The following is a 20,543-nucleotide window of genomic DNA, read 5'->3' as shown; positions in this document are numbered from 1 at the left end:
TAAAAGAAATGGAGATAATTCTGGTTCCATTTATTCCAATCTTCAACAATAGATAAGCCCTATGCACGCACCCTCCGAAACAATGGAAACAATTACCTGGCAGCAGTTTGAGCAGACGGATATCAGGGTAGGCACCATTCTGGAAGCAAACGATTTCCCGGAGGCGCGCCGCCCCGCATACAAATTAACAATAGACCTGGGGCCTTTAGGTATAAAAAAATCCAGCGCCCAGATCACCAGGCACTATACGAAAGAGGCACTAGTGGGCACACAAGTACTTTGCGTGACTAATCTGGGTAAAAAGCAGGTCGGCAAATTTATGTCGGAGGTGCTCGTAACAGGCTTTTCTGACGAGAACGGGGATATTATACTCGCACAACCAGCTGGCAAAGTGCCCAATGGCAGCAAACTACATTAATAAAACTGTTACTCTTCGCGCAACGGAGTAGGTTCCTGCCCGGAAGCTCTAAGTTTGGTTTCACGCACACTCAATGTATCAATAATTGTTTCATAGAGGGCATCCATTTCTTTCAAGTGGTTTTGGTAATAGCGGTACGTGTCCCGAAACTGCTTCTCCGTTACCCCGTGTTTCTGCAATATTTCCTTTTGCCAGTAATTATAGGTCATGAGCGCCGTATCTGGGTAAACCACCTTGGTCTCAATCCTTGATTCAGCAATGTGGATGTCGGCCAGTATCTGTACCATCTTGTCCTCTGGAACAAGATTTTTAGGCCTGTCAGATGAATCTGCCCCGCAGCCAAACAGGCTCAGGCAAAAAAGTATGTAGAAAAGTCTTTTCACGGATGGAAAATTACGATAATATATCATAATTTTAAAATCTGACGCTTCGGCACTGACCCATGAAAGAGCTTGTTCAAAAGCTACGCAAGTACGAGATCCGCATTCGCAAGGCAATTACCACCCAAATGCAAGGCGATTTCCACTCCGTTTTTAAAGGAACGGGGCTGGAGTTCGACGATGTGCGTGCTTACCAGTATGGCGATGATGTGCGTTCCATTGACTGGAACGTGTCGGCAAAAGGGCATGGTACCTTTGTTAAAACCTATCGTGAGGAAAAAGAGCAGTCCGTTTTTTTGATGCTGGATGTAAGCGCCTCGCAAAGTATAGGTACAGGTTTGCAGCAGAAAATTGATGTTGGCAAGGAGATATGTGGGGTACTGGCCCTATCGGCGGCCCGCCAGCAAAGCCAGATCGGTATTATCTGCATCTCTGACCAAAAGGAGAAATATATCAAACCGGCCAAAGGTATCCAGCAGGCATACACCATTATCAAAGCCTTGAACGAGCTCACGCCAAAGTCAGCAAAAACAAACCTGGCAGCAGGTATTAAGCTGACGATGGATATTATCAAGCGCCGCAGCATTATCCTGTTGATCTCTGATTTTATTGATATGAATTACGAAAAGGAACTGGGCATGCTAGCCAAGCGGCACGACCTGATCGTGATACAATTGCAGGACGTGCGGGAGCAGAAGATACCTCCGCTCGGTATTGTACCTGTACTGGACAAAGAAAGCGGCAAAACCATCTGGTTGAATACTTCAGGCGATGCCTTTCAGAAGCATTATTTTGCCCAGTATGCAGAGAACCAGGAGAAAGTGGCGCGTATCTGCCAGAAGTACCAGGCAAATTACCTGGCAATCCAGACTAATGAGGATTATGTGCCACAGTTGGTCAATTTATTCAGACTAAGAAACCGGTCAACCAAAAAGAGTGCGTAACCTACTACTATTTATCCTTTTATTGTTGCCCTTTGGCATCGTTTCAGGGCAGCAGGTACCTAAACCTGTGGGTGCCTTTGACCAGGATACCATTAAGCTGGGGCAGCTGATACGGTATACCCTCGTGCACCGCCATGCAGCCACGCAGGAGATCGTACTACCTGAAGAAAAGTATAACTTTGCCCCTTTTGAAATTGTGCGCAAGGTGTTTTACCCGACTTATACCAAAGGGGGCATCAGCACCGATAGCGCCGTGTATACCCTCCGTACCTTTGAAACGCAACCGGTACAGCAGCTGGCGCTGCCAGTGTATGTATTGCAGGCCAGCGACACCCTTGAAGTCTATGCCCGGGCTGATACTGTGGTGCTGCAGCAGCTTGTGAAGCAGGTTTCAGAGCCTTTGCCAATTAAATCCAATACAGCCCTCGCACCAGTAGCGCAGCGTTTCAACTGGCCCATGGTCGTACTCTGGATAGTGGCAAGCGCGGTTTTCCTTAGCCTCATCTGGTTTATATTTGGTAAGACTATCAAAAGCAAGTATAAACTGTACCGCCTCCGGAAAGACCACATGTACTTTGCCACGCGCTATAATTCGCACCTGGACCGCTTTGTGAAGTCCGGATCGTCGCAGAGCATGGAGAAAGCTGTCTCGCTTTGGAAAAACTACCTTACAAAGCTGGAGCGAAGCGCCATTAACTCCTTTACCACCAAAGAAATTGTGGAGTATTACCACGACGACGAAAGTGTGAACACTGCCCTGCGCCTCTGCGACAGAGCTATTTACGGTACCGTAGTGGCAGAGGCAGATCCCGAAACTAACCAGGCGCTGAGTATGCTTCGCCGGTTTGCCAAGTCCCGTTATAAGGCCCAAAGAGAAATGATCCGAAATGCTAAGAATACCCGATGATTTCTGGGATTGGCTAAGCCTGGAGTGGTTCAGCTACAGCACCCTGCGCTCTTTTGACTGGGTGTACCCGCTCGTACTTTATGCGCTGCCACTCGTGCCCCTTATTTTCCTGATGAGGTGGCTTTTATCGTTAAACACAAAAAACAAGCTGGACCTGGCCCTTTTTGACGGGAAACTCCGATGGCAGTGGAGCAGCCTGCTGCGCTTTGTGCCCAGAATAATTTACCTGCTTTTCATGTTGCTGATACTGGTAGCACTGGCCAGGCCGCAGCGTGTAAACGAGCAAATAGAGCAACTGGCAGAAGGGATAGACATTGTGCTTGTAATGGACGTGTCGGGTTCCATGGAGCTGAGCGACATAGCCCCGAGCAGGTTGGCAGCGGCCAAAGAAGTAGCCCAGGATTTTGTAAAGGGCCGCGTACAGGACAGGATCGGCATGGTAGTTTTTGCCGGCGATGCCTATTCTTTAGCCCCGCTTACCACCGACTATCAGCTGCTCCGTGAAAATATCAACTCGATCAGTTTCAAAATGATCCCGAACGATGGTACCGCCATCGGAAGTGCACTTGCCGTAGCCATTAACCGCATGCGCGATTCAGAGGCCAAGAGCAAGGTGATCATACTTATCAGCGATGGCGAAAACACAGCCGGCAGCCTCGACCCTGAACTGGCAGCCCAACTGGCCTATGCCTACGGAATAAAACTTTATACTATAGGAATTGGTAAAGATGGTCAGGTGGCTTACGATGTGGATGACGCAGGCAATACGCTCTACGTGGAGACGCAGATGGATGAATCTAACTTAAGGAAAATTGCTGAGATCGGCCAGGGACAATTTTTCAGGGCTGACAGTAAAAGTACCCTGCAGGAGATATTCCGGAATATCAACAGAATGGAAAAAACAGAAGTGTCGGAAAAGCGGTTCCGGGATGCCCGTGATTACTACCAGGTATACCTTAAGTGGGCCCTGCTCCTGCTCCTGACCTGGATGTTGCTGAAAAACACATTTATCACAAACGTGTTGGAAGATTGAACCGGCTTAATGCTGGCACAAGCCTATTCACCCGCATAATTCTAGTGCAGCAGAATAAAGCCACCAGCTTAATAAAACTAAAGAGAAAATAACCGAGCTATAAAACTATGAGCATCAAAGAGAATATTCTATACTTCGATGAACAACTAAAGAGTACCCCCTGCCGCCTGGTGGCAGTAAGTAAAACACATCCGGCTGAAATAGTGAAAGAAGCTTACGATGCCGGCCATCGCCTTTTCGGGGAGAACAAAGTGCAGGAGCTTGTAGAGAAACACACCCAGCTACCCCACGATATAGCCTGGCACCTCATCGGCCACCTGCAGACAAATAAGGTAAAGTATATTTCAGATTTCATAGATACCATACAATCCGTTGACAGCCTGAAGCTACTGATAGAGATAAATAAGCGCGCTGAGTTAGTTAACCGCACAGTTCCTATAAACTGTATGCTGCAGATCTCCATCGCCGACGAAGCAACAAAATATGGCATGACCTATGATGAGGCCGTGGCACTGCTGCAGTCAGAAGAATACAGAACCATGAATTATATCCGGATAACAGGTGTGATGGGTATTGCCACTAACACAGAAGACGAAACCAAGCTACGCCATGAGTTTCGGTACCTACGGAACTGCTTTATGAACCTGAAAGAGACTTTCTTTTTTGCTAACGATGACTTTAAAGAGATATCGATGGGCATGACTTCTGACTGGAAGCTGGCCCTGGAGGAGGGCAGCACCATGATCAGGGTAGGCAGCGGAATTTTTGGGAGTAGAAATTACAGGAAATAACGTATTAGCACGATTAAGTTATACAATGTCTCCATCAGCTAAAGTATACCCACCCCTCCCTGCCTTTGACCTGGAAGGCCACAGGGGGGCACGCGGTCTGATGCCGGAAAACACGATTCCGGCTATGCTGAAGGCCCTTGAACTTGGGGTTACCACCCTGGAGATGGATGTACATATCAGCAAAGATGGAAAGGTACTTCTGTCACATGATCCATGCATAAACCCGGAGCATGAACTGCAGCCAGGCGGTGAAGAAATACCTGCCGCAGATGCTCAGAAGTATGCTTTGTACCAACTGCCTTATGCACAGATCCGTCAGTTTGATGCCGGATCTAAATTTTATGCCCGTTTCCCGGAGCAACAGCTGGTACATACGCATAAGCCACTACTGGCAGAAGTAATAGACACAGTGCAGGCCTTTATTAAAAGCCACAAGCTCCCCCAGGTATTTTACAACATCGAAACAAAATCCACACCTGCAGGAGACGGCATTTATCATCCTGAACCGGAAGAATTTGTGGAACGACTGACAGATGTTATAAAGGAAAAGGAGCTACTGCCCTATGTCATCATCCAGTCTTTTGATGTACGTACACTGCAGGTATTACACAGAACGTTGCCGGAGGTGAGAACTTCGCTGCTTGTTGAGGATACAAATACCCTGGAGCAGCACCTGGTAGCGCTTGGCTTTACGCCTGTAATCTATAGTCCGGACCACGCACTGGTGACACCGGAACTGGTGCAAGCGGCGCACAGTAAAGGTATAAAAGTGATTCCCTGGACGGTGAACAGCCTTGACGAGATGGAAGCGCTGAAACGCATGGGCGTTGATGGATTGATATCAGATTACCCGAACCTGTACAAGGAATTAGGTAAAGAATAGGCTAACAGTTCAGTCGCAATTTTGGTAAAGTATACATTCCATATCTTTTCTTTAAGCTAAAAGTATACCTTTGTATCAAAGCAACAATCATATTAAACACAACGATCATGGCAACAAGTGCAGCAGACATCGAAAAAAACTATCGTTCATTCATAAGTAAAATAGTAGAATCAGATAAAGTCTGGGGCTTAACGCATAACGATACCTGGGCTACTTCAAGCTCATCGGAATTCGAAGACACAGAAGTTATTCTTTTCTGGTCAGAAGAGTCCGGCGCGGCTGCCTGTGCCGAAGACGACTGGGAAGGATATAAGGCAGAGTCTATTTCGGTAGTAGAGTTCCTGGAGAACTGGTGCGTAGGCATGTACTCTGATGCCCTGCTTGTAGGCGCTAACTGGGATGCTGAACTGAACGGAAAAGAAATTGAGCCACTGGTAGTAGCCCTTGATGTAGTGCAGGAGCTTAAAGCGACAGGTAAAACGTTAGAATTTAGCCAGTACGATAGCCAGCAGGAGTTTGAGGAGCAGGTGATCGAAGCGCTGGAAGCAGAAGAAGGCCAGTAAGCTATAAATCAAGATGACTCAGAAAGCCATTCTTCTGATAGCCACTGCACTGGGTGCTTTGTCTGTTGCCATCGGAGCATTCGGGGCACATGCCCTGGCCCCAATGTTACAGGCCACGGGGCGCACTGACACTTTTGAAACCGCTGTAAAATACCAGATGTACCATACACTGGCACTTCTGGCTGTGGGCTTGCTCTTATTCAGAGTAGAGCAGCCGGCTTTGCAGGTAGCTGCCTGGTGCTTTTTTCTGGGCATTGTGGTTTTCTCCGGCTCCCTGTATACTTTGTGTGCTACGGGCATTACCTGGCTTGGCGCCATTACACCAATTGGTGGTACGCTGTTAATTGTTGGCTGGGGTGCTATGTTTTACGCCATTCTGAAAGCATTATAAGCTAAAATCTTCAAATGCACTCTACAAAGTGAATTAAAAAGCGAAAGGCTTCCGGAAACGGAAGCCTTTCGCTTTTTATAGTGTACCAGGTGCTAAAAACTAGTTTTTAGCGCTGGCTGCTCCTTTTTCTTTGATGTTGGTAACGATGTACACATACTTATCACCATCAGCGGCGTTTGAGTGTACAGTTATCGCCTTCTTCTGCTGTCCCATTTTGCCGGCGCTGTTAAACTTAGCTGTAACAATACCAGTTTTACCAGGCATTACAGGCTCCTTTGTCCACGCTGGCGTCGTACAGCCACACGATACATCCACACGCTCTATCACAAGCGGCTGCGTACCCGTGTTCTTAAATTTGAAAGTATGCTCCACTACATCACCCTGGGCAATGTCGCCGAAGTTATACTCTGTTTCTTCAAATGTAAGGGCAGGGCCATTAACTGCTTGCTCCTGTGGGGCAGAAGCCTTGGCTTTAGGCTGTTCTTGTGCCATTGCACCACCGGCAACGAATGCGGCAAATGCAAAAGAAAGAAGTACTTTTTTCATTTTGTAAAGGATTAAAGTTATAGCGATATGATATATACTTGTTTTGTCTCAAAAACGATACAAAATAAGATTTTCTTTTGTCAGGTAACTAATAATTGTTCGTTAAAGTTCAGCAGATACAGCTCCTCCGACGATCTGGTAAGGGCTGTGTAAAGCCAGCGCGCAAACTCTTCGTTCACCATATCATCCTTTAAAAATCCCTGATCCACAAATACCGCTTTCCACTGACCACCCTGCGCTTTATGGCAGGTCAAGGCATAGGCAAACTTCACTTGCAGGGCATTAAGATAAGGATTTTTCTTTACTTCTTTGTTACGATCCCGTTTGTTAGGAATATCCATGTAATCCTGCAGCACGGCCTCATACAGCTTTTTGTTCTGATCAGCGGGCAAAGCAGGAGCATCTGTATGCAGGGTGTCCAGCATGATCTTCATTTCCTCCTCCTGCGCATCCGGGTAATCCACGAACCGGAGGCGTACATCCGCAAAACGGAAGCCATACATCTCCTCGTCCCGGATTATCTTTGTAACCTCCACAAAGTCACCGTTAGCCATAAAGCCGATGTCTGAATCCTTGGGCAGCCAGAAATAGTTATTACGCACGATCATCAGGTAATCCCCCACCCCTATTTCGTCTTCGGCAAAAAAAATCTGCCGCCGCACGTGTTGGTTATACAGGTTAGCCATTTTGTTGGAGCGGCAGATAACGATCGTATTCTCTATACCATACTTATCATAGGCGTACCGCAGCCCATCCTCCAGCTTTTCGCCGGTCATTCTGTAAATGTCGCGCCAGCCTTTAGTAAAAAGCTTGATCTCCATGTTCTCCTGCTTCATCTGGTCGCGCAGCTGGGTGGCATTCATCAGTATCCCCGACGACTCCGCCTGCCGCATCACCTGTTTCAGCTCCAGTTGCTGCACATGGCACCGGAAGTTCTGCTTCAGGTATTCGGCATCCAGTGATGGACTTAAGGTCTGGCCTACCGGTGGCAGCTGCGCCGTGTCGCCGATCAGAAGCAACTTATTATTCTTTTTATCAAAAACATACTGCAGCAGGTCGCGCAGCAGCCCATTCTCCCCAAAACCACTCTCATCTGAGATCATCGAAGACTCATCCACGATGTACACCGTATTGTCCGATTTATTCGGCATGCGGGTAAATGTAAGGCCCTCTGAGTAAGGGTTTGCCGTTTGGCGGTAGATCTTCTTGTGTATCGTAAAGGCAGGGCGTCCGCTGTAGCTCGACATTACTTTGGCTGCACGGCCAGTGGGTGCCATCAAAACATACTTGTAACCAAACTTATTCAATATTTTAACCAGGGATGTCACGACCGTGGTTTTACCCGTACCGGCATAGCCTTTCAGTAAAAAAACCTGCTTTTCTTCCTGCTTCGATAATATAAACTCATCCAGTTTGGCAAACAGGCGCGCCTGATCCTCTGTGGGTTCAAATGGAAAACTGTTTCGTAACGCTTCTACCGGACGCATATAATTAAATTTTGGATGAGTGGATGGTTAATTAGCTCGCAGCACATCCTCTGGTGTTATGTTAGCCATACTGGCGCTGGCCTTGGCAATAAGCAATGGTGCAGCATCACCTTTTACTACAAAAACCTCGGCCTCGCAAAAGTTCAGTTTACGGCCCTGTTTTAAAACATATCCTTTGGCGATGAGCTTGTCTCCCACACCCGGATGAAAGTAAGACACTTTTATTTCGGCTGTTACCACATGATGCCCTTTTGGTACCAGGCTAACGGCAGCAAAGCCAGCCACGATGTCAGCCAGAGTGGCAATCACGCCCCCGTGGGCAAAGCCTTTGTGCTGCTTATGTTTCTGCTCCAAAGGGAGTTCACCTTCTACCCTGCCAACCTCAACTTTAGTTATTGTAAAGCCCAGAAGCTTCATAAATTCCTGCCGCCCGAGCTTTTCGCGTATGTCCTGCTCAAAATCAGGGTTAAATGTTTGGATCATTCTGTAAATTTACGACCAATCATACTTGTAGCCAAACATGACAGAACTTAATCCCAAAGCCGCTGCGTACGCCCAAAACCTACGCGTTCGTGTGTGCGGCGTTTGCATCAAAAATGACAAGCTGCTGTTAGTGCGCCACGGCCATACGCTGGGCAACGATGCTTTCTGGGCTCCCCCCGGTGGAGGTTTATTATTTGGGGAGAGTATGGAGCAATGCCTTAAAAGAGAGATGCTCGAAGAAACCGGACTGCAGGTAAAGGTGGGCAGGTTCCTGTTTGTAAATGAGTTTCTGCAGAAGCCCCTGCATGCCATAGAGTTCTTTTTTGAAGTACAGGTAGCGGAAGGTAGTTTAACAACAGGTACTGATCCTGAAGCTGCGCCAGATCAGCAACTGATAGAGCAGGTGCAGTGGCTGACCATCAAAGAGATCCTGGCATTGCCTGTTAAAGACAAACACCGCTCACTGCAGTACCTTATCTCCCTGGATGACTTGCTGGGGCAGGACCATTATTTTGTGCAGGGATAAAGCACTGCTGTCGTTTGGCATATTTTTTTTATACTTGCATAGCGCAGGAAGCATTTTACCCTGTTCGCATAAGCACAACATACTTTGAACACAATACATACCCATTTCCGGCTGTCACATAAGATACAGGATGAGGCTTTTGAGCTTTCGCAGGCCGGTGATTGCAATTTATACCTTTCGCTGGGGCAGAAGTCTATCCGCCTGGCAATCGTGGACCTGAAGCGCAATAAGTTTGTAGTGCTCGAAGATTATGAGCTTATCACCGTTTTCTCGGCAGTACAGGTAGCAGAGCAGCTACGCCTGATTGCCTCTGATAACCCGCTGTTCAAGGCCGTGCGCTGGAACTCTGTGCGCGTTTCTGTCAGCAATACTCATTTTACCCTGGTGCCCGAAACACTCTATGATGCTGCCCACAAAGCAGATTACCTGCGCCTGCACAGCCAGGTAGATCAGCAACGCGATGTGGTGCTGGCTTATAGCCACAGCGGTATAGAGGCAGTCAATATTTTCTCAGTAGATGTTGTGCTCTGGCAGGCATTGCAGGATATATTCCCGGAGCAGCCTGTCCATTTCGTGCACCTTACCAGTGCCCTGATCCGCTCTGTGCTCCACCAGGTGGGCAGAAACACAGAGCGCCAGCTATGCGCCTTTGTAGAGCGAAACTATGTAACTGTGCTGGTCGTGAGCCCTTCCGGTCTGGAATTCTGTAATACCTTCCATTACCTGAGCCCGGAGGACTTTATCTACTATATTATTTTTGTGATGCAGGAGCAAAAGCTGAACCCTGACCGGGATGCGATCACGGTTTGGGGTGATATTACCCATGACTCCACCCTTTTCAGCACCCTTCAGAAGTATATCAGAAATATAAAACTCGGCAAAAAGCCCTCCGATGTGGAGTACAGCTATAAGTTTCACGACCTGTTCGAACATCGGTACTTTGAGCTTTACAGCCTTCACCTGTGCGAATAGGTGTTGAAGAGAATGACTACGTTTAGAATTGTAGCTTACATGTACTTGCCCATTTTAGCTAAAAGATCAGTCATTTATTAAAACCACTTGTTTAGCAGTCAATAGTTTTCAGTTACGCAACTTACTACCATGAAAAGAATTGCCTTATTTCCCGGATCCTTTGACCCTTTTACAAACGGCCACTACGATGTAGTGATGCGGGGGGCTAAACTTTTTGATGAGGTGATCGTGGCTATCGGTAACAATAGCAGCAAGCAGCGCTATATTCCGGTAGACAAGATGTTTGATGTTATGAAAAATATTTTTGCCGATCAGCCTACAATCCAGGTGCAAACTTTTAAAGGGCTGACCGCTGAATTTGCCCGCGAAGTAGGGGCGCAATTCTTACTCAGAGGGCTGCGTAACACCACTGATTTTGAGTATGAAAACACGATTGCCCAGGCAAACCGCCACGTGAACCACGACCTGGAAAGCGTTTTCCTGATTACGGCTCCTCACCTGGCGGCTATCAGTTCATCCATTATCAGGGAGATTCACCGTTTCGGGGGCAATGTGGATGAGTTTATACCTTTCCGGTTTTCAGAGATTGCAGATAGTGCTTCACTATAAATGAGATAGAAGTATAAGCCTTTGGTAGTACCTGCAAGGCTTCTTCGGGAGTCATCCAGCGCACTTCTTCGATAAACTCCTCGGCCTGCGGTTTGATCAGGCTGTCATCAGTACAGTTCATCAGGTACCAGCTGGTTTTCTTTAGTATCTTATTGCCTTTATAGGCATAGGAGTGCCAGGTTTTAGGCAGTTTGTCGATCACCTCTACTTTAATGTTGCATTCCTCCTCTACTTCACGCAGGGCACCAGCTTGCACTTTCTCTTTTTTCTCCAGCTTGCCTTTTGGCAGGTCCCACACGCCCAGGCGGTAGATCATCAGTATTTTCCCTTCCTTCAGCACCAGGCCGCCGGCAGCTTTTACTATTTTAAACTGATCTTTCAGATGAGCTATCAGCTTTGTCTTCCTGTCGGTTACTAATGTCAGTGAGCGAAGCTTTTTAAGTTTTTTCACTTCCATCAGTCGAACCAGCCTGTCAATCAGAGCGGCATCAGCTTCTTTTATGAGTACGTCCCCTACAAGATCTTTCGAGGTAAAGTGGTCAGAGGCTTTTAGAATGAGGTCATACTCATGCTTATACACCTTTTCAGTAGCCTTTTTTAAGATCAGGGGAATATCGTTAATAAAAACGTTCATGCGGTTCGTAGCTTCAGATAAAAACGAAATTTCCACAAATAGATAAATAATTCGGCTTAATCAAAACCCCGTAACTTAAAAAGGAATATTATTTACGTAAATTCGGGCTATGGAATCTACGAACACAGCACATCAGGTAGCCTCTTTCCTGTTGGAAACAGAGGCCGTGAAACTAAGGCCGGAGCAGCCATTTAAGTGGAGCAGCGGCTGGAACTCGCCCATCTACTGCGATAACCGCGTTACACTTTCTTTCCCCTACATCCGTAGTTATATTAAGCAGCAGCTCGCCGAACTGATCAGACAGCAGTACCCTGAGGCAGAGGCGATAGCTGGTGTTGCCACAGCTGGTATTGCACAGGGCGCACTGGTAGCCGATTGCCTGGAAATGCCTTTTCTGTATGTCAGGCCGGAGCCGAAGAAGCACGGTATGGGCAACCAGATTGAAGGACGCCTGCTGGAGGGCCAGAAAGTAGTGCTTGTAGAGGATCTGATCTCTACCGGTGGTAGCTCGCTGAAAGCGGCAGAGGCCGTAAAGGCCGCCGGTGCTGAGGTAGTAGGTATGGCAGCCATTTTCACGTATGGCTTTGCAGTGGCAGAAGATAACTTCAGAAAAGCCGGTATCCCTTTGCATTGCCTCAGCGATTACAATGCCCTGACTCAGGCCGCCCTGGCAAACGGATACATTCCGGCATCGGCCATGGACACTTTAGCTGAATGGAGAAAATCCCCGGAGACCTGGGGAGCGTAAAACATAAGAATAGCAGTAACTCCGGCTATAAGGGCCGGGGTTACTGCGCTTCACGCAGCTATACTTCTAGCTCCTGGTAACAGGTGAGCCTTGCAAACTGGTTATTTACAGGTTAACCACGCATTCTATTGTTATGGATTTCAGCTCTCCTGCCACTTTTTGGGTTGCCTATACTACTTCTAACCTGATGGCCCTGCTTATCTGGCTGGCCAGCTGGAAAAAACCGTCCACAGCGCGCTTTCTATACTTTCTGCTTTTTGGCTGGGCAGCTATCTTCAATTTCTACAAAGTTTCCGGTGTGCCGGAAGAGTACCTGGTTTACGCTGATTTTGCCCTGTTACAAGCCTACAAGGATTTTATACTTGGCTGGTTCGCTGAGCACATCGTTTCTTTTGTAAGTGTTATAGCCACCCTGCAGCTACTGATAGCCTTCAGCATGTGGGCCAGGGGCTGGGTTTTTAAAGCAGGTGTGGTGGGAGGAATTATTTTCATGGTAGCTACAGTGCCCTTAGGGATGGCCTCAGCTCTTCCGGCCACCATTGTCATGGCCATAGGCTTATTACTCCTTTACCGGCTGCCACAGGTCCCTTACCTATGGAATACGCTTTCCCAGGATATGTTCTCCAACGGTGACCGTTTCAGTGATGAAGAGGCCTCCTGAGGTTTCCCGGAAACAACACTTTTCAGGTTTCAATTTTATCGAGCTTCAACAGCCCACTACGTTCCAATAAAAAAATCAGGAACAGAGCAATCCGCCAATGCATGCCTGTTTCGTATCGCAACCGGACTAAAAACCGTATCTTGAGTTTCAAATTAAACGCATATGAAAATAGGCCTCCTCTCCGACACCCACTCTTACCTCGACGAGCAGATCATCCGTCTGCTCTCTGACAGGGATGAGATCTGGCATGCCGGCGATTTTGGAACACTGGAGGTATCAGACCGCCTCCATGAGATCGCGCCGCTACGGGGCGTGTATGGCAATATAGACGGTGCCGATGTCCGGCAGGTACACCCCAAGGTGCTACGCTTTGAGGCCAATGGCCTGGATGTGCTGATGACGCACATTGGTGGCTACCCGGGCAAGTACCATCCGGATATCAGGCAAACCATACAAGAGAATCCGCCTCAGCTTTATATCACCGGCCACTCCCACATCCTGAAGATCATGACGGACAAGAACCTTAACAACCTGCTGCATATAAACCCGGGGGCAGCCGGCAAGCATGGCTTTCATAAGATCAGGACCATGGTACGCTTTGCTATTGAAGAGGGGCAGGTACGTGACCTGCAGGTAATTGAGCTTGGGAAAAGGGCATAAAAAAAGTGTGCCTGCGATGCAAACACACTTTGAGATCTTATTGAGTAAGCCGCCGCCATTTGCTGAAATAGCAGCGGCAGGCAGATGGGCTTACTTACCCGTAATTACTCAGCAGAAGTCTCCTCTTTCTGCTCTGTTGCCGTCTCAGTGTTTTCCTTTTTGTTCTTTGGAGCTTCACCGAACTGAGCACGAAGCTCATCCATGTCAACGTTCTTAATAACAGGTGTGATTAACAATTGCTTTATTCTAGCCACCTTGTTATTAGCTCTTGCTTTATTCTTACGGTCTTTTCTTTTTAATCTAGTAACTCCCATCGTTGCAATATTTAATTTGAACGGCAAAACTAAGTTATTATTTTTACAAAGTAAAGTATTTCCAGAATCTAATTCCTATGCAAATAACAGACCTACGTTCCGATACCGTTACAAAACCAACCCCTGAAATGCTTCAGGCTATGTTTGCCGCCCCTGTTGGCGACGATGTATACGGTGAAGATCCGACAATAAATCAGCTCGAAGAAAAAGCTGCCGCCATGTTTGGCCTGGAAGCAGGGCTCTTCTGCCCTTCCGGCACCATGACCAACCAGATCGCCATTAAAGTGCACACGCAGCCGCTTACAGAGGTTATTTGTGATGTTTCGGCGCACATTTACCAGTACGAAGGTGGCGGTATCGCATTTAACTCCGGTGCCTCCATGGCGCTGGTGCATGGTACTCGCGGCAAAATGACTCCCACACAGGTGGAAGCGCATATCCGTCCGCTGGATAATGTACACTACCCGGAAACAAAACTTGTAGCGCTGGAAAACACGTGCAACAGGGGCGGCGGCAACTTTTATACTATTGAAGAGATCGCAGCCATTTCTGAGGTTTGCAAACGCCACGACCTGGCTCTGCACCTGGATGGAGCCCGTGTATTTAATGCGTTAGTAGCCTCCGGAGATGATGCAAAAGCCTATGGCAATTACTTCGACAGCATCTCTGTCTGCCTCTCTAAAGGGTTAGGCGCACCGGTTGGCTCGGTATTACTGGGCAGCAAGGATTTCATTAAACGAGCCCGCCGTGTGAGAAAAGTGTTGGGTGGCGGCATGCGCCAGGCTGGTTATTTAGCAGCAGCCTGTATATACGCTCTGGAAAACAACATAGAACGACTTCAGGAGGATCACCGCAAAGCAAAGGCCATGGAACAGGCTTTATTGCAGGCCGATTATGTGGAGAGTGTTTTTCCGGTGGAAACAAATATTATCATCTTTAAGCTTAATGAAAAGTATACGGATGCTGCTTTTGTAGCTGCATTGGCCAAAGAAGGTATAAAAGCCTCCAGCTTCGGACCACAGATGGTGCGTTTTGTAACGCACCTGGATGTAACAGAAGAGATGCTTCAGCATACTATCAGTGTTCTGAAAGCTTTGAATCAGAAAGAAGTAGAAGTATAATCTGATATTCTGCTTCTTGATCAACTAGTATTTGCAACCCGACAGCAGGAGAGATCTTCAGAATTAATTTTCTGTAATACCCCTCCTGCTGTCGAAATAGTTCTTTTTAACCTCCTTCCCTAAAACTATGCACCAGCCCCACTCCTTTACGCCTGAGGCACTGACTGTTTTGACACAAGACCCTATCATGGCCGCAATTATAGAAAAAGGCACTCCCCTGAAGTCTTCAAAATCAGAAGATCTGTATTTTAAATTGCTCGGTTCCATTGTGTCGCAGCAGCTCAGCACGAAAGTAGCAGCTGTTATCTTTAAACGGTTCAATGAGCTGTTTCCGGAAAATTACCCGCACCCGCATCTTGTTCTGGAATCTACGGATGAGGTGTTACGCAGCGCAGGGCTTTCGTTTCAGAAAATTGGGTATGTACGCAACGTAGCCACTTTTGCTGCTGCCGGTAACCTGGAACATGCCACAATCAATGCCCTGGCAGATGAAGACCTGATCAAGCACCTGACTCAAATAAAAGGGGTTGGCCGCTGGACAGTAGAGATGCTGCTGATGTTTGCCCTTGAACGTCCAGATATACTACCTGTAGACGACCTGGGTATACAAAATGCCATGAAACGCCATTACGGTATTGATGAAACCGGTAAACAGCTGCGTCTGAAAATGCAGGAAGTAGCAGAAGCGTGGCGCCCCTACCGCACTATCGCCAGTAAATACCTCTGGCAGTCGCTGGACAACATGCCAAAGTAGCAAGGCTGTTTACATATCTTTTACTTTCTTTTCCTTCGCTACCCGCTCAAGCATTTTAAGTACCAGCTCTTCTATCCCTGATAAATATTCGCTTTTAGGATTGGAGGCATCATGTCGCTGCAGGTATCGGACAAGTCTGTCTTCCCGGAAAAGGTTGATCACCTCCGGGTGAATGTAATATTTACTACAAACACTGGGGGTATTGCCCAATCCTCTGGCTACTTCTTTTATGGCCTCTTTTATACTTTTCTCTTTGTCCAGTTCAGGCTGCTCATCCAGTACAGTTTCCAGGCACTCTACCATGCGCACGGTACCCCCCCAGGTCCGGAAGTCTTTTGCGGTGAAGTCATGGGTGGTGACCTCCCGCAGGTACTCGTTCACATCCCCGGATTCCAGGGTCTGTCGTTCCCCATCCTCGTTGTAGTACTGGAACAGGTCATACCCCGGAATATCGCGACACTGCTTTACCAGGCGTGCCAGCCGCCGGTCCTTCAGGTCCACTTCCTGCTCCACTCCTTTCTTACCCCTGAACGCGAACTTTACACTGCTACCGTTAAACGTAACATGCTTATCGCGTAATGTTGTGAGCCCATAGGAATTGTTTGACTTGGCATAATGCCGGTTACCGATCCGGATCAGGGCATTATCCATTATAGAGAGTACGAGTGCTGTTACTTTTCTTCGGTCAAGCTTACGGGTAGCTATGTCTTTTTGGATGCGCTCCCGCAAAGCTGGTAAGGATTTACCAAAAGAGATCATACGGCCAAACTTGGTCAGGCTCCTGGCTTTCTGCCACTCCGGGTGATAGATGTATTGTTTGCGACCCTTATCATCACGCCCGGTAGCTTGTAAGTGCCCTTTCGGTGACTTCGATATCCATACTTCTGTCCAGGCAGGTGGAATGACAAGTGCTTTTATTCGTTCCAGCGTTTTCTCGTCCTCTACCTTTTTGCCGTTCTGATCCAGGTAAAAGTATCCCTTTCCGGCACCCTTACGGGTATAGCCAGGTTTATCGTCTGATGTATAGCGCAGTCCGGCCCACTCCGCAGACAGGCTTGGGTCTGCGTACAGTTCGTGCAGTTTGTTCTTGTTTACCATTAACTGAGGCTTCTAAGTCTTTAACCTCCTGCACTACATACTTTAGTAGCAGGCAAAAGTTGTACAATTGAACTGTACTTTGTAGTGTACTGAGCGGTTAATTTGCAGATTCCGGGCTATATTTACGCATCAGTAATTCAACAAAAGGCATTTATCATGCACAAAAACATATCCTACTTATACGCCTTCTTCGGCTTCTTTTTAATAGCCTGCGGAGTTGTTGCCGTTGACCTGGCAGGTGAGCAGGCCAACACGGCTTTATTTACAGGAGCTGCAGGCGGACTGATCGGGCTTACCGCAGGGCACTTTCTTAACCAGGGCAAGCGCTGGGGCTTTGTGCTTGGCGCGGCAGAAGCCGGTTTACTAACTTTATTGCTTGGCTGGAGATCAGCTACCTATTTTATCAGACTGCTCGGCATGATGCAGCAAAGTAATGAAAGTGCCACCACCGAGACTGCAGGTATGGCATTTTTGCTGACAACAGCCATGCTTGTGATCGCTCTGCTTACCCTTACGGTATCTGTCATGTTCGCAAAGCAGGTGTTAAGAGAGACAAAATAGGAGTTCGTCTATATTATTTTATAACCTTGATATCTTGTGTTATCTTGTTTATTGATTTAACTTCTACCTTAAATTAACAAACATGATCAAACAGATCGGGATGAGCATTGTACTTACTGCCAGCATCATTGGTGCAGCAGAAGCTCAGACGAAGCTCGTTGAAAAGGTAACCAAGCAAGGAAGCGAGCTGGTTATACCTTATGCAAAGTATAAGCTGGCTAACGGCCTTACGCTTATCGTACACGAAGACCACTCTGACCCGGTGGTGCATGTGGATGTAACCTATCACGTAGGTTCCGCCCGTGAAGAAGTTGGAAAATCCGGCTTTGCTCACTTCTTTGAGCACATGATGTTCCAGGGCTCCGACAACGTAGCAGATGAGGAACACTTCAAGGTCGTTTCTGAGTCTGGTGGTACCCTGAACGGCTCTACTAACCGTGACCGCACCAACTACTACGAAACCGTACCAAGCAACCAACTGGCAACGGCCCTTTGGCTGGAGGCTGACCGTATGGGCTTCTTGCTGGATGCCGTAACTCAGAAAAAATTTGAGGTACAGCGCGAAACTGTAAAGAACGAGCGTGGCCAGAACTATGATAACCGCCCGTATGGCTTGGTTTATGAGATGACCTCAAAGAACCTTTACCAGTATGGCCACCCTTACTCCTGGACAACTATCGGTTACCTGGAAGACCTGAACCGTGTAAATGTTAACGACCTGAAGAACTTCTTCCTGCGCTGGTATGGACCAAACAACGCTACTGTTACAGTAGGTGGTGATGTAAAGCCTGAAGAAGTGGTGAAGCTGGTTGAGCAGTATTTCGGCTCTATCCCTGCAGGCCCTGCCGTGCAGGATATGAAACCAATGGTAGCAAAGCTGGACAAAGACCGTTATGTGTCTTACGAAGACAACGTACGTTTCCCGATGCTGCGCATTACCTACCCAACACCGGAAGCTGGTCATAAAGATGAGCCTGCACTGGATGTATTAGCTGAAGTATTAGGCCAGGGCAAGAACTCTATCTTCTACAAGAATTTTGTGAAAGAGCAGAAAGCGTTGCAGGCTTCTACCTTCAACTCTACGTCTGAGTTGTCCGGTGAATTCGGCATTACTGTAGTTACGTTCCCAACCAACAAGCTTTCTGACATGGAAGACCTTGTTCGTAAATCAATTGCTGAGTTTGAAACCCGTGGCATTTCAGAAGATGACCTGGTGCGTTTCAAAGCATCTGCTGAATCCAGCCTTATAAACAGAATGGCCAGCGTAAGCGGTAAAGTTTCTCAATTAGCTGCTTACGAAACATTCCGTAACAACCCTAACTACATCCAGGAAGAGCTGAAACGTATTAACGCTGTTACAAAAGAAGATGTAATGCGTGTTTACAACCAGTACATCAAAGGCAAAAACGCTGTTATACTTAGCGTTGTGCCAAAAGGCAAAACCGACCTGGTTGCAAAAGCGGATAACTACACCATCGACTCAAAAGGTTATACTGCCGGCCCGGATGAATACAGCGGCCTGAAGTATACTAAAGCTGTTGATACATTTGACCGTAGCAAACGCCCTGCCGCTGGTGCAAACCCAGTAGTACAGGTGCCGAACTACTATACTACCAAATTCAAGAATGGCCTGAAAGTAATAGGTGCCAAGTCGGATGAGATCCCGACTGTAACACTGCAGCTCTCTATTAAAGGTGGGCACAGACTTTCAGCTACTGATATGAATAAAGCCGGTATCAGTTCGCTTACTGCCTCTATGCTAAACGAAGACACAGAGAACTATACTTCAGAGGAGTTTGCAAATGAACTGAACAAACTGGGTAGCTCTATTGGTATTTACTCTGGTTCTAATGAGACAGTGGTTTATGTGCAATCGCTGAAGAAAAACCTGGATAAAACGCTTGCTTTGGTTGAAGAGCGCATGTTCAGACCTAAATTTAACCAGGATGATTTTGACCGCCTGAAGAAGCAGCAGCTGGAAGGAATTGCCAACCAGGCTACACAGCCAACAGCAATCGCTAACAATGTATACAACAAACTGCTTTACGGAGCAGGTAACATTGAAGCCATGCCTACTTCAGGAACTACTGAAACTGTAAGCAACATCACGCTGGAAGATGTGAAGAAGTTCTACCAGAACAACTACTCTCCTTCTGTTGCTAACCTTGTAGTAGTTGGCGACATCTCAGAGAAAGAGATCGTGGGTAAGCTTAACTTCCTGAAGAACTGGAAAAAGAAAGATGTAAAACTGGTAGCTGACACCAAAGCACCTGCCATCGAAAAGACACGTATCTACTTTGTTGACAAGCCAGATGCAGCTCAGTCTGAGATCAGGATCGGTTATGTTGCCATGCCATACGATGCTACCGGTGAATACTACAAAGCAGGTTTAATGAACTACGCTTTAGGTGGAGCGTTCAACAGCCGTATCAACCTTAACCTGCGTGAAGACAAAGGCTATACGTATGGTGCCCGTTCATACTTTGGCGGTGATGAGTTTGCAGGTCCGTTCACGGCATCAGCCGGCGTACGTGCAGATGCTTCTGCAGAATCTGTGGTAGAGTTTATGAAAGAACTAAACAGCTTCCAGAAGAATGGCATCACAGAGGATGAGGTGAAATTCATGAAAAGCTCCATCGGTCAGTCTGATGCGCGTAAGTATGAAACTCCAGGTCAGAAAGCAGGATTCTTAGGCCGTATTATTGAGTACAACCTGAACAAGGATTTTGTGAAAAAGCAGACCGATATTCTTAACAATATCACGAAGCAAGACATCGACGCACTGGCTGCTAAATACCTGCCAGTTAGCAACATGCACATTGTGGTAGTAGGTGATAAGAAAACTGTGCTGCCTAAACTGGAAGCACTCGAGTATGAAGTAGTAGAATTAGACACAGATGGCAACTCAATTGGTAGCTCATCCGTTAAATAAGGTACATACTACACTTTAGTGAAGAGCCCTCGAATTCGTTCGAGGGCTCTTTCTTTTTGTACTGTTTTTTATGCCTTCTCCTGCTATGTGCCGCAACAAAGTATATGCTTCTCAACGTAAAGCACGG

General features: G+C 47.3%; 25 protein-coding genes. 18 read left to right on the top strand and 7 right to left on the bottom strand.

The window, feature by feature from the left end; genetic code table 11:
* The first annotated feature begins 61 nt into the window (after window positions 1-61).
* Window positions 62-418 (top strand): tRNA-binding protein, encoded by a 357-nt coding sequence (locus ACSX1A_RS04350; RefSeq protein WP_439882396.1) that lies wholly within the window; start codon window positions 62-64, stop codon window positions 416-418.
* Window positions 419-426: 8 nt separating this feature from the next.
* Here ACSX1A_RS04350 and ACSX1A_RS04345 read toward each other — a convergent pair whose 3' ends face one another.
* Complete coding sequence (locus ACSX1A_RS04345; RefSeq protein ID WP_439882395.1) at window positions 427-801, bottom strand: DUF4296 domain-containing protein; 375 nt, start codon at window positions 799-801, stop codon at window positions 427-429.
* A gap of 59 nt (window positions 802-860) precedes the next feature.
* On the opposite strand from ACSX1A_RS04345, the gene ACSX1A_RS04340 reads away from it, so the two are divergent.
* From ACSX1A_RS04340 to ACSX1A_RS04310, 7 genes are all read left to right on the top strand, one after another.
* A complete protein-coding gene (locus ACSX1A_RS04340; RefSeq protein WP_439882394.1) occupies window positions 861-1,742 on the top strand; it encodes a DUF58 domain-containing protein in 882 nt (293 codons plus the stop codon).
* The gene (locus ACSX1A_RS04335) at window positions 1,735-2,649 is read left to right on the top strand and encodes a hypothetical protein (RefSeq protein WP_439882393.1); all 915 of its coding nucleotides are present in this window, start codon (window positions 1,735-1,737) and stop codon (window positions 2,647-2,649) included. The genes ACSX1A_RS04340 and ACSX1A_RS04335 overlap by 8 nt, the downstream gene beginning before the upstream one ends.
* Window positions 2,630-3,682, top strand: a complete 1,053-nt coding sequence (locus ACSX1A_RS04330) for a VWA domain-containing protein (RefSeq protein ID WP_439882392.1) — start codon at window positions 2,630-2,632, stop codon at window positions 3,680-3,682. The genes ACSX1A_RS04335 and ACSX1A_RS04330 overlap by 20 nt, the downstream gene beginning before the upstream one ends.
* Window positions 3,683-3,789: 107 nt before the next feature.
* Window positions 3,790-4,473 carry a YggS family pyridoxal phosphate-dependent enzyme gene (locus ACSX1A_RS04325; RefSeq protein WP_439882391.1) on the top strand — a complete coding sequence of 228 codons (684 nt, stop codon included), beginning with the start codon at window positions 3,790-3,792 and terminating at the stop codon, window positions 4,471-4,473.
* A gap of 25 nt (window positions 4,474-4,498) precedes the next feature.
* Window positions 4,499-5,356: a glycerophosphodiester phosphodiesterase gene (locus tag ACSX1A_RS04320; RefSeq protein WP_439882390.1), complete on the top strand. Its 858-nt coding sequence runs from the start codon at window positions 4,499-4,501 to the stop codon at window positions 5,354-5,356.
* 107 nt (window positions 5,357-5,463) lie between these two features.
* Window positions 5,464-5,919 carry a DUF2750 domain-containing protein gene (locus tag ACSX1A_RS04315; RefSeq protein ID WP_439882389.1) on the top strand — a complete coding sequence of 152 codons (456 nt, stop codon included), beginning with the start codon at window positions 5,464-5,466 and terminating at the stop codon, window positions 5,917-5,919.
* A 13-nt stretch (window positions 5,920-5,932) separates the two neighbouring features.
* On the top strand, window positions 5,933-6,310 hold the full coding sequence (locus tag ACSX1A_RS04310; RefSeq protein WP_439882388.1) for a DUF423 domain-containing protein: 378 nt from the start codon (window positions 5,933-5,935) through the stop codon (window positions 6,308-6,310).
* Window positions 6,311-6,409: 99 nt separating this feature from the next.
* Here the strand turns inward: ACSX1A_RS04310 and ACSX1A_RS04305 are convergent, their stop codons facing one another.
* The 3 genes from ACSX1A_RS04305 to ACSX1A_RS04295 all read right to left on the bottom strand — a co-directional run bounded on the left by ACSX1A_RS04305 (window position 6,410) and on the right by ACSX1A_RS04295 (window position 8,826).
* Window positions 6,410-6,856 (bottom strand): DUF1573 domain-containing protein, encoded by a 447-nt coding sequence (locus ACSX1A_RS04305; protein WP_439882387.1) that lies wholly within the window; start codon window positions 6,854-6,856, stop codon window positions 6,410-6,412.
* Between the two features lie 80 nt (window positions 6,857-6,936).
* A complete protein-coding gene (locus ACSX1A_RS04300) occupies window positions 6,937-8,343 on the bottom strand; it encodes an ATP-dependent DNA helicase (protein WP_439882386.1) in 1,407 nt (468 codons plus the stop codon).
* A gap of 27 nt (window positions 8,344-8,370) precedes the next feature.
* On the bottom strand, window positions 8,371-8,826 hold the full coding sequence (locus ACSX1A_RS04295; protein ID WP_439882385.1) for a PaaI family thioesterase: 456 nt from the start codon (window positions 8,824-8,826) through the stop codon (window positions 8,371-8,373).
* 37 nt (window positions 8,827-8,863) lie between these two features.
* On the opposite strand from ACSX1A_RS04295, the gene ACSX1A_RS04290 reads away from it, so the two are divergent.
* The 3 genes from ACSX1A_RS04290 to coaD all read left to right on the top strand — a co-directional run bounded on the left by ACSX1A_RS04290 (window position 8,864) and on the right by coaD (window position 10,933).
* On the top strand, window positions 8,864-9,352 hold the full coding sequence (locus ACSX1A_RS04290) for an NUDIX domain-containing protein (protein WP_439882384.1): 489 nt from the start codon (window positions 8,864-8,866) through the stop codon (window positions 9,350-9,352).
* Window positions 9,353-9,436: 84 nt separating this feature from the next.
* On the top strand, window positions 9,437-10,324 hold the full coding sequence (locus tag ACSX1A_RS04285; RefSeq protein WP_439882383.1) for a DUF3822 family protein: 888 nt from the start codon (window positions 9,437-9,439) through the stop codon (window positions 10,322-10,324).
* 129 nt (window positions 10,325-10,453) lie between these two features.
* A complete protein-coding gene (gene coaD / locus ACSX1A_RS04280) occupies window positions 10,454-10,933 on the top strand; it encodes a pantetheine-phosphate adenylyltransferase (protein WP_439882382.1) in 480 nt (159 codons plus the stop codon).
* On the opposite strand, the gene ACSX1A_RS04275 is transcribed toward coaD, so the two are convergent.
* Entirely contained in the window at window positions 10,887-11,567 is a 681-nt protein-coding gene (locus ACSX1A_RS04275) for an NUDIX hydrolase (RefSeq protein ID WP_439882381.1), read from the bottom strand. The genes coaD and ACSX1A_RS04275 overlap by 47 nt on opposite strands.
* Before the next feature lie 109 nt (window positions 11,568-11,676).
* Between ACSX1A_RS04275 and pyrE the strand changes: the two genes are divergently transcribed.
* The 3 genes from pyrE (at window position 11,677) to ACSX1A_RS04260 (ending at window position 13,636) form a co-directional block, all read left to right on the top strand.
* Window positions 11,677-12,315: an orotate phosphoribosyltransferase gene (gene pyrE, locus ACSX1A_RS04270; RefSeq protein ID WP_439882380.1), complete on the top strand. Its 639-nt coding sequence runs from the start codon at window positions 11,677-11,679 to the stop codon at window positions 12,313-12,315.
* A 133-nt stretch (window positions 12,316-12,448) separates the two neighbouring features.
* Window positions 12,449-12,976, top strand: coding sequence for a hypothetical protein (locus ACSX1A_RS04265; protein ID WP_439882379.1), 528 nt, complete (start codon window positions 12,449-12,451; stop codon window positions 12,974-12,976).
* Between the two features lie 162 nt (window positions 12,977-13,138).
* On the top strand, window positions 13,139-13,636 hold the full coding sequence (locus tag ACSX1A_RS04260) for a metallophosphoesterase family protein (RefSeq protein ID WP_439882378.1): 498 nt from the start codon (window positions 13,139-13,141) through the stop codon (window positions 13,634-13,636).
* A 104-nt stretch (window positions 13,637-13,740) separates the two neighbouring features.
* Here ACSX1A_RS04260 and ACSX1A_RS04255 read toward each other — a convergent pair whose 3' ends face one another.
* The gene (locus ACSX1A_RS04255) at window positions 13,741-13,950 is read right to left on the bottom strand and encodes a hypothetical protein (protein ID WP_439882377.1); all 210 of its coding nucleotides are present in this window, start codon (window positions 13,948-13,950) and stop codon (window positions 13,741-13,743) included.
* A gap of 77 nt (window positions 13,951-14,027) precedes the next feature.
* Between ACSX1A_RS04255 and ACSX1A_RS04250 the strand changes: the two genes are divergently transcribed.
* Together ACSX1A_RS04250 and ACSX1A_RS04245 are read left to right on the top strand one after the other, a co-directional pair.
* Window positions 14,028-15,071, top strand: a complete 1,044-nt coding sequence (locus tag ACSX1A_RS04250; protein ID WP_439882376.1) for a threonine aldolase family protein — start codon at window positions 14,028-14,030, stop codon at window positions 15,069-15,071.
* A gap of 127 nt (window positions 15,072-15,198) precedes the next feature.
* On the top strand, window positions 15,199-15,825 hold the full coding sequence (locus tag ACSX1A_RS04245) for a DNA-3-methyladenine glycosylase family protein (RefSeq protein ID WP_439882375.1): 627 nt from the start codon (window positions 15,199-15,201) through the stop codon (window positions 15,823-15,825).
* 9 nt (window positions 15,826-15,834) lie between these two features.
* On the opposite strand, the gene ACSX1A_RS04240 is transcribed toward ACSX1A_RS04245, so the two are convergent.
* Entirely contained in the window at window positions 15,835-16,923 is a 1,089-nt protein-coding gene (locus ACSX1A_RS04240) for a DNA topoisomerase IB (RefSeq protein ID WP_439882374.1), read from the bottom strand.
* 156 nt (window positions 16,924-17,079) lie between these two features.
* Here ACSX1A_RS04240 and ACSX1A_RS04235 point away from each other — a divergent pair, with 156 nt between their 5' ends.
* Window positions 17,080-17,484 (top strand): hypothetical protein, encoded by a 405-nt coding sequence (locus ACSX1A_RS04235; RefSeq protein WP_439882373.1) that lies wholly within the window; start codon window positions 17,080-17,082, stop codon window positions 17,482-17,484.
* Between the two features lie 82 nt (window positions 17,485-17,566).
* Window positions 17,567-20,416, top strand: a complete 2,850-nt coding sequence (locus tag ACSX1A_RS04230) for a M16 family metallopeptidase (RefSeq protein ID WP_439882372.1) — start codon at window positions 17,567-17,569, stop codon at window positions 20,414-20,416.
* The last annotated feature ends 127 nt before the right edge of the window (window positions 20,417-20,543 follow it).

It is taken from the genome of Pontibacter sp. MBLB2868 (assembly GCF_051904785.1).
GTDB lineage: Bacteria > Bacteroidota > Bacteroidia > Cytophagales > Hymenobacteraceae > Pontibacter.
Note: the sequence above shows the minus strand (reverse complement) of the source record. Positions and strands in the feature narration are given on the sequence as shown.

Coding starts and splice junctions, on each gene's coding strand:
- ACSX1A_RS04350 (WP_439882396.1), top strand. CDS start 62: ATGCACGCACCCTCCGAAACAATGGAAACAATTACCTGGCAGCAGTTT.
- ACSX1A_RS04340 (WP_439882394.1), top strand. CDS start 861: ATGAAAGAGCTTGTTCAAAAGCTACGCAAGTACGAGATCCGCATTCGC.
- ACSX1A_RS04330 (WP_439882392.1), top strand. CDS start 2,630: ATGCTAAGAATACCCGATGATTTCTGGGATTGGCTAAGCCTGGAGTGG.
- ACSX1A_RS04325 (WP_439882391.1), top strand. CDS start 3,790: ATGAGCATCAAAGAGAATATTCTATACTTCGATGAACAACTAAAGAGT.
- ACSX1A_RS04320 (WP_439882390.1), top strand. CDS start 4,499: ATGTCTCCATCAGCTAAAGTATACCCACCCCTCCCTGCCTTTGACCTG.
- ACSX1A_RS04315 (WP_439882389.1), top strand. CDS start 5,464: ATGGCAACAAGTGCAGCAGACATCGAAAAAAACTATCGTTCATTCATA.
- ACSX1A_RS04310 (WP_439882388.1), top strand. CDS start 5,933: ATGACTCAGAAAGCCATTCTTCTGATAGCCACTGCACTGGGTGCTTTG.
- ACSX1A_RS04305 (WP_439882387.1), bottom strand. CDS start 6,856: ATGAAAAAAGTACTTCTTTCTTTTGCATTTGCCGCATTCGTTGCCGGT.
- ACSX1A_RS04300 (WP_439882386.1), bottom strand. CDS start 8,343: ATGCGTCCGGTAGAAGCGTTACGAAACAGTTTTCCATTTGAACCCACA.
- ACSX1A_RS04295 (WP_439882385.1), bottom strand. CDS start 8,826: ATGATCCAAACATTTAACCCTGATTTTGAGCAGGACATACGCGAAAAG.
- ACSX1A_RS04290 (WP_439882384.1), top strand. CDS start 8,864: ATGACAGAACTTAATCCCAAAGCCGCTGCGTACGCCCAAAACCTACGC.
- coaD (WP_439882382.1), top strand. CDS start 10,454: ATGAAAAGAATTGCCTTATTTCCCGGATCCTTTGACCCTTTTACAAAC.
- ACSX1A_RS04275 (WP_439882381.1), bottom strand. CDS start 11,567: ATGAACGTTTTTATTAACGATATTCCCCTGATCTTAAAAAAGGCTACT.
- pyrE (WP_439882380.1), top strand. CDS start 11,677: ATGGAATCTACGAACACAGCACATCAGGTAGCCTCTTTCCTGTTGGAA.
- ACSX1A_RS04265 (WP_439882379.1), top strand. CDS start 12,449: ATGGATTTCAGCTCTCCTGCCACTTTTTGGGTTGCCTATACTACTTCT.
- ACSX1A_RS04260 (WP_439882378.1), top strand. CDS start 13,139: ATGAAAATAGGCCTCCTCTCCGACACCCACTCTTACCTCGACGAGCAG.
- ACSX1A_RS04255 (WP_439882377.1), bottom strand. CDS start 13,950: ATGGGAGTTACTAGATTAAAAAGAAAAGACCGTAAGAATAAAGCAAGA.
- ACSX1A_RS04250 (WP_439882376.1), top strand. CDS start 14,028: ATGCAAATAACAGACCTACGTTCCGATACCGTTACAAAACCAACCCCT.
- ACSX1A_RS04245 (WP_439882375.1), top strand. CDS start 15,199: ATGCACCAGCCCCACTCCTTTACGCCTGAGGCACTGACTGTTTTGACA.
- ACSX1A_RS04240 (WP_439882374.1), bottom strand. CDS start 16,923: ATGGTAAACAAGAACAAACTGCACGAACTGTACGCAGACCCAAGCCTG.
- ACSX1A_RS04235 (WP_439882373.1), top strand. CDS start 17,080: ATGCACAAAAACATATCCTACTTATACGCCTTCTTCGGCTTCTTTTTA.
- ACSX1A_RS04230 (WP_439882372.1), top strand. CDS start 17,567: ATGATCAAACAGATCGGGATGAGCATTGTACTTACTGCCAGCATCATT.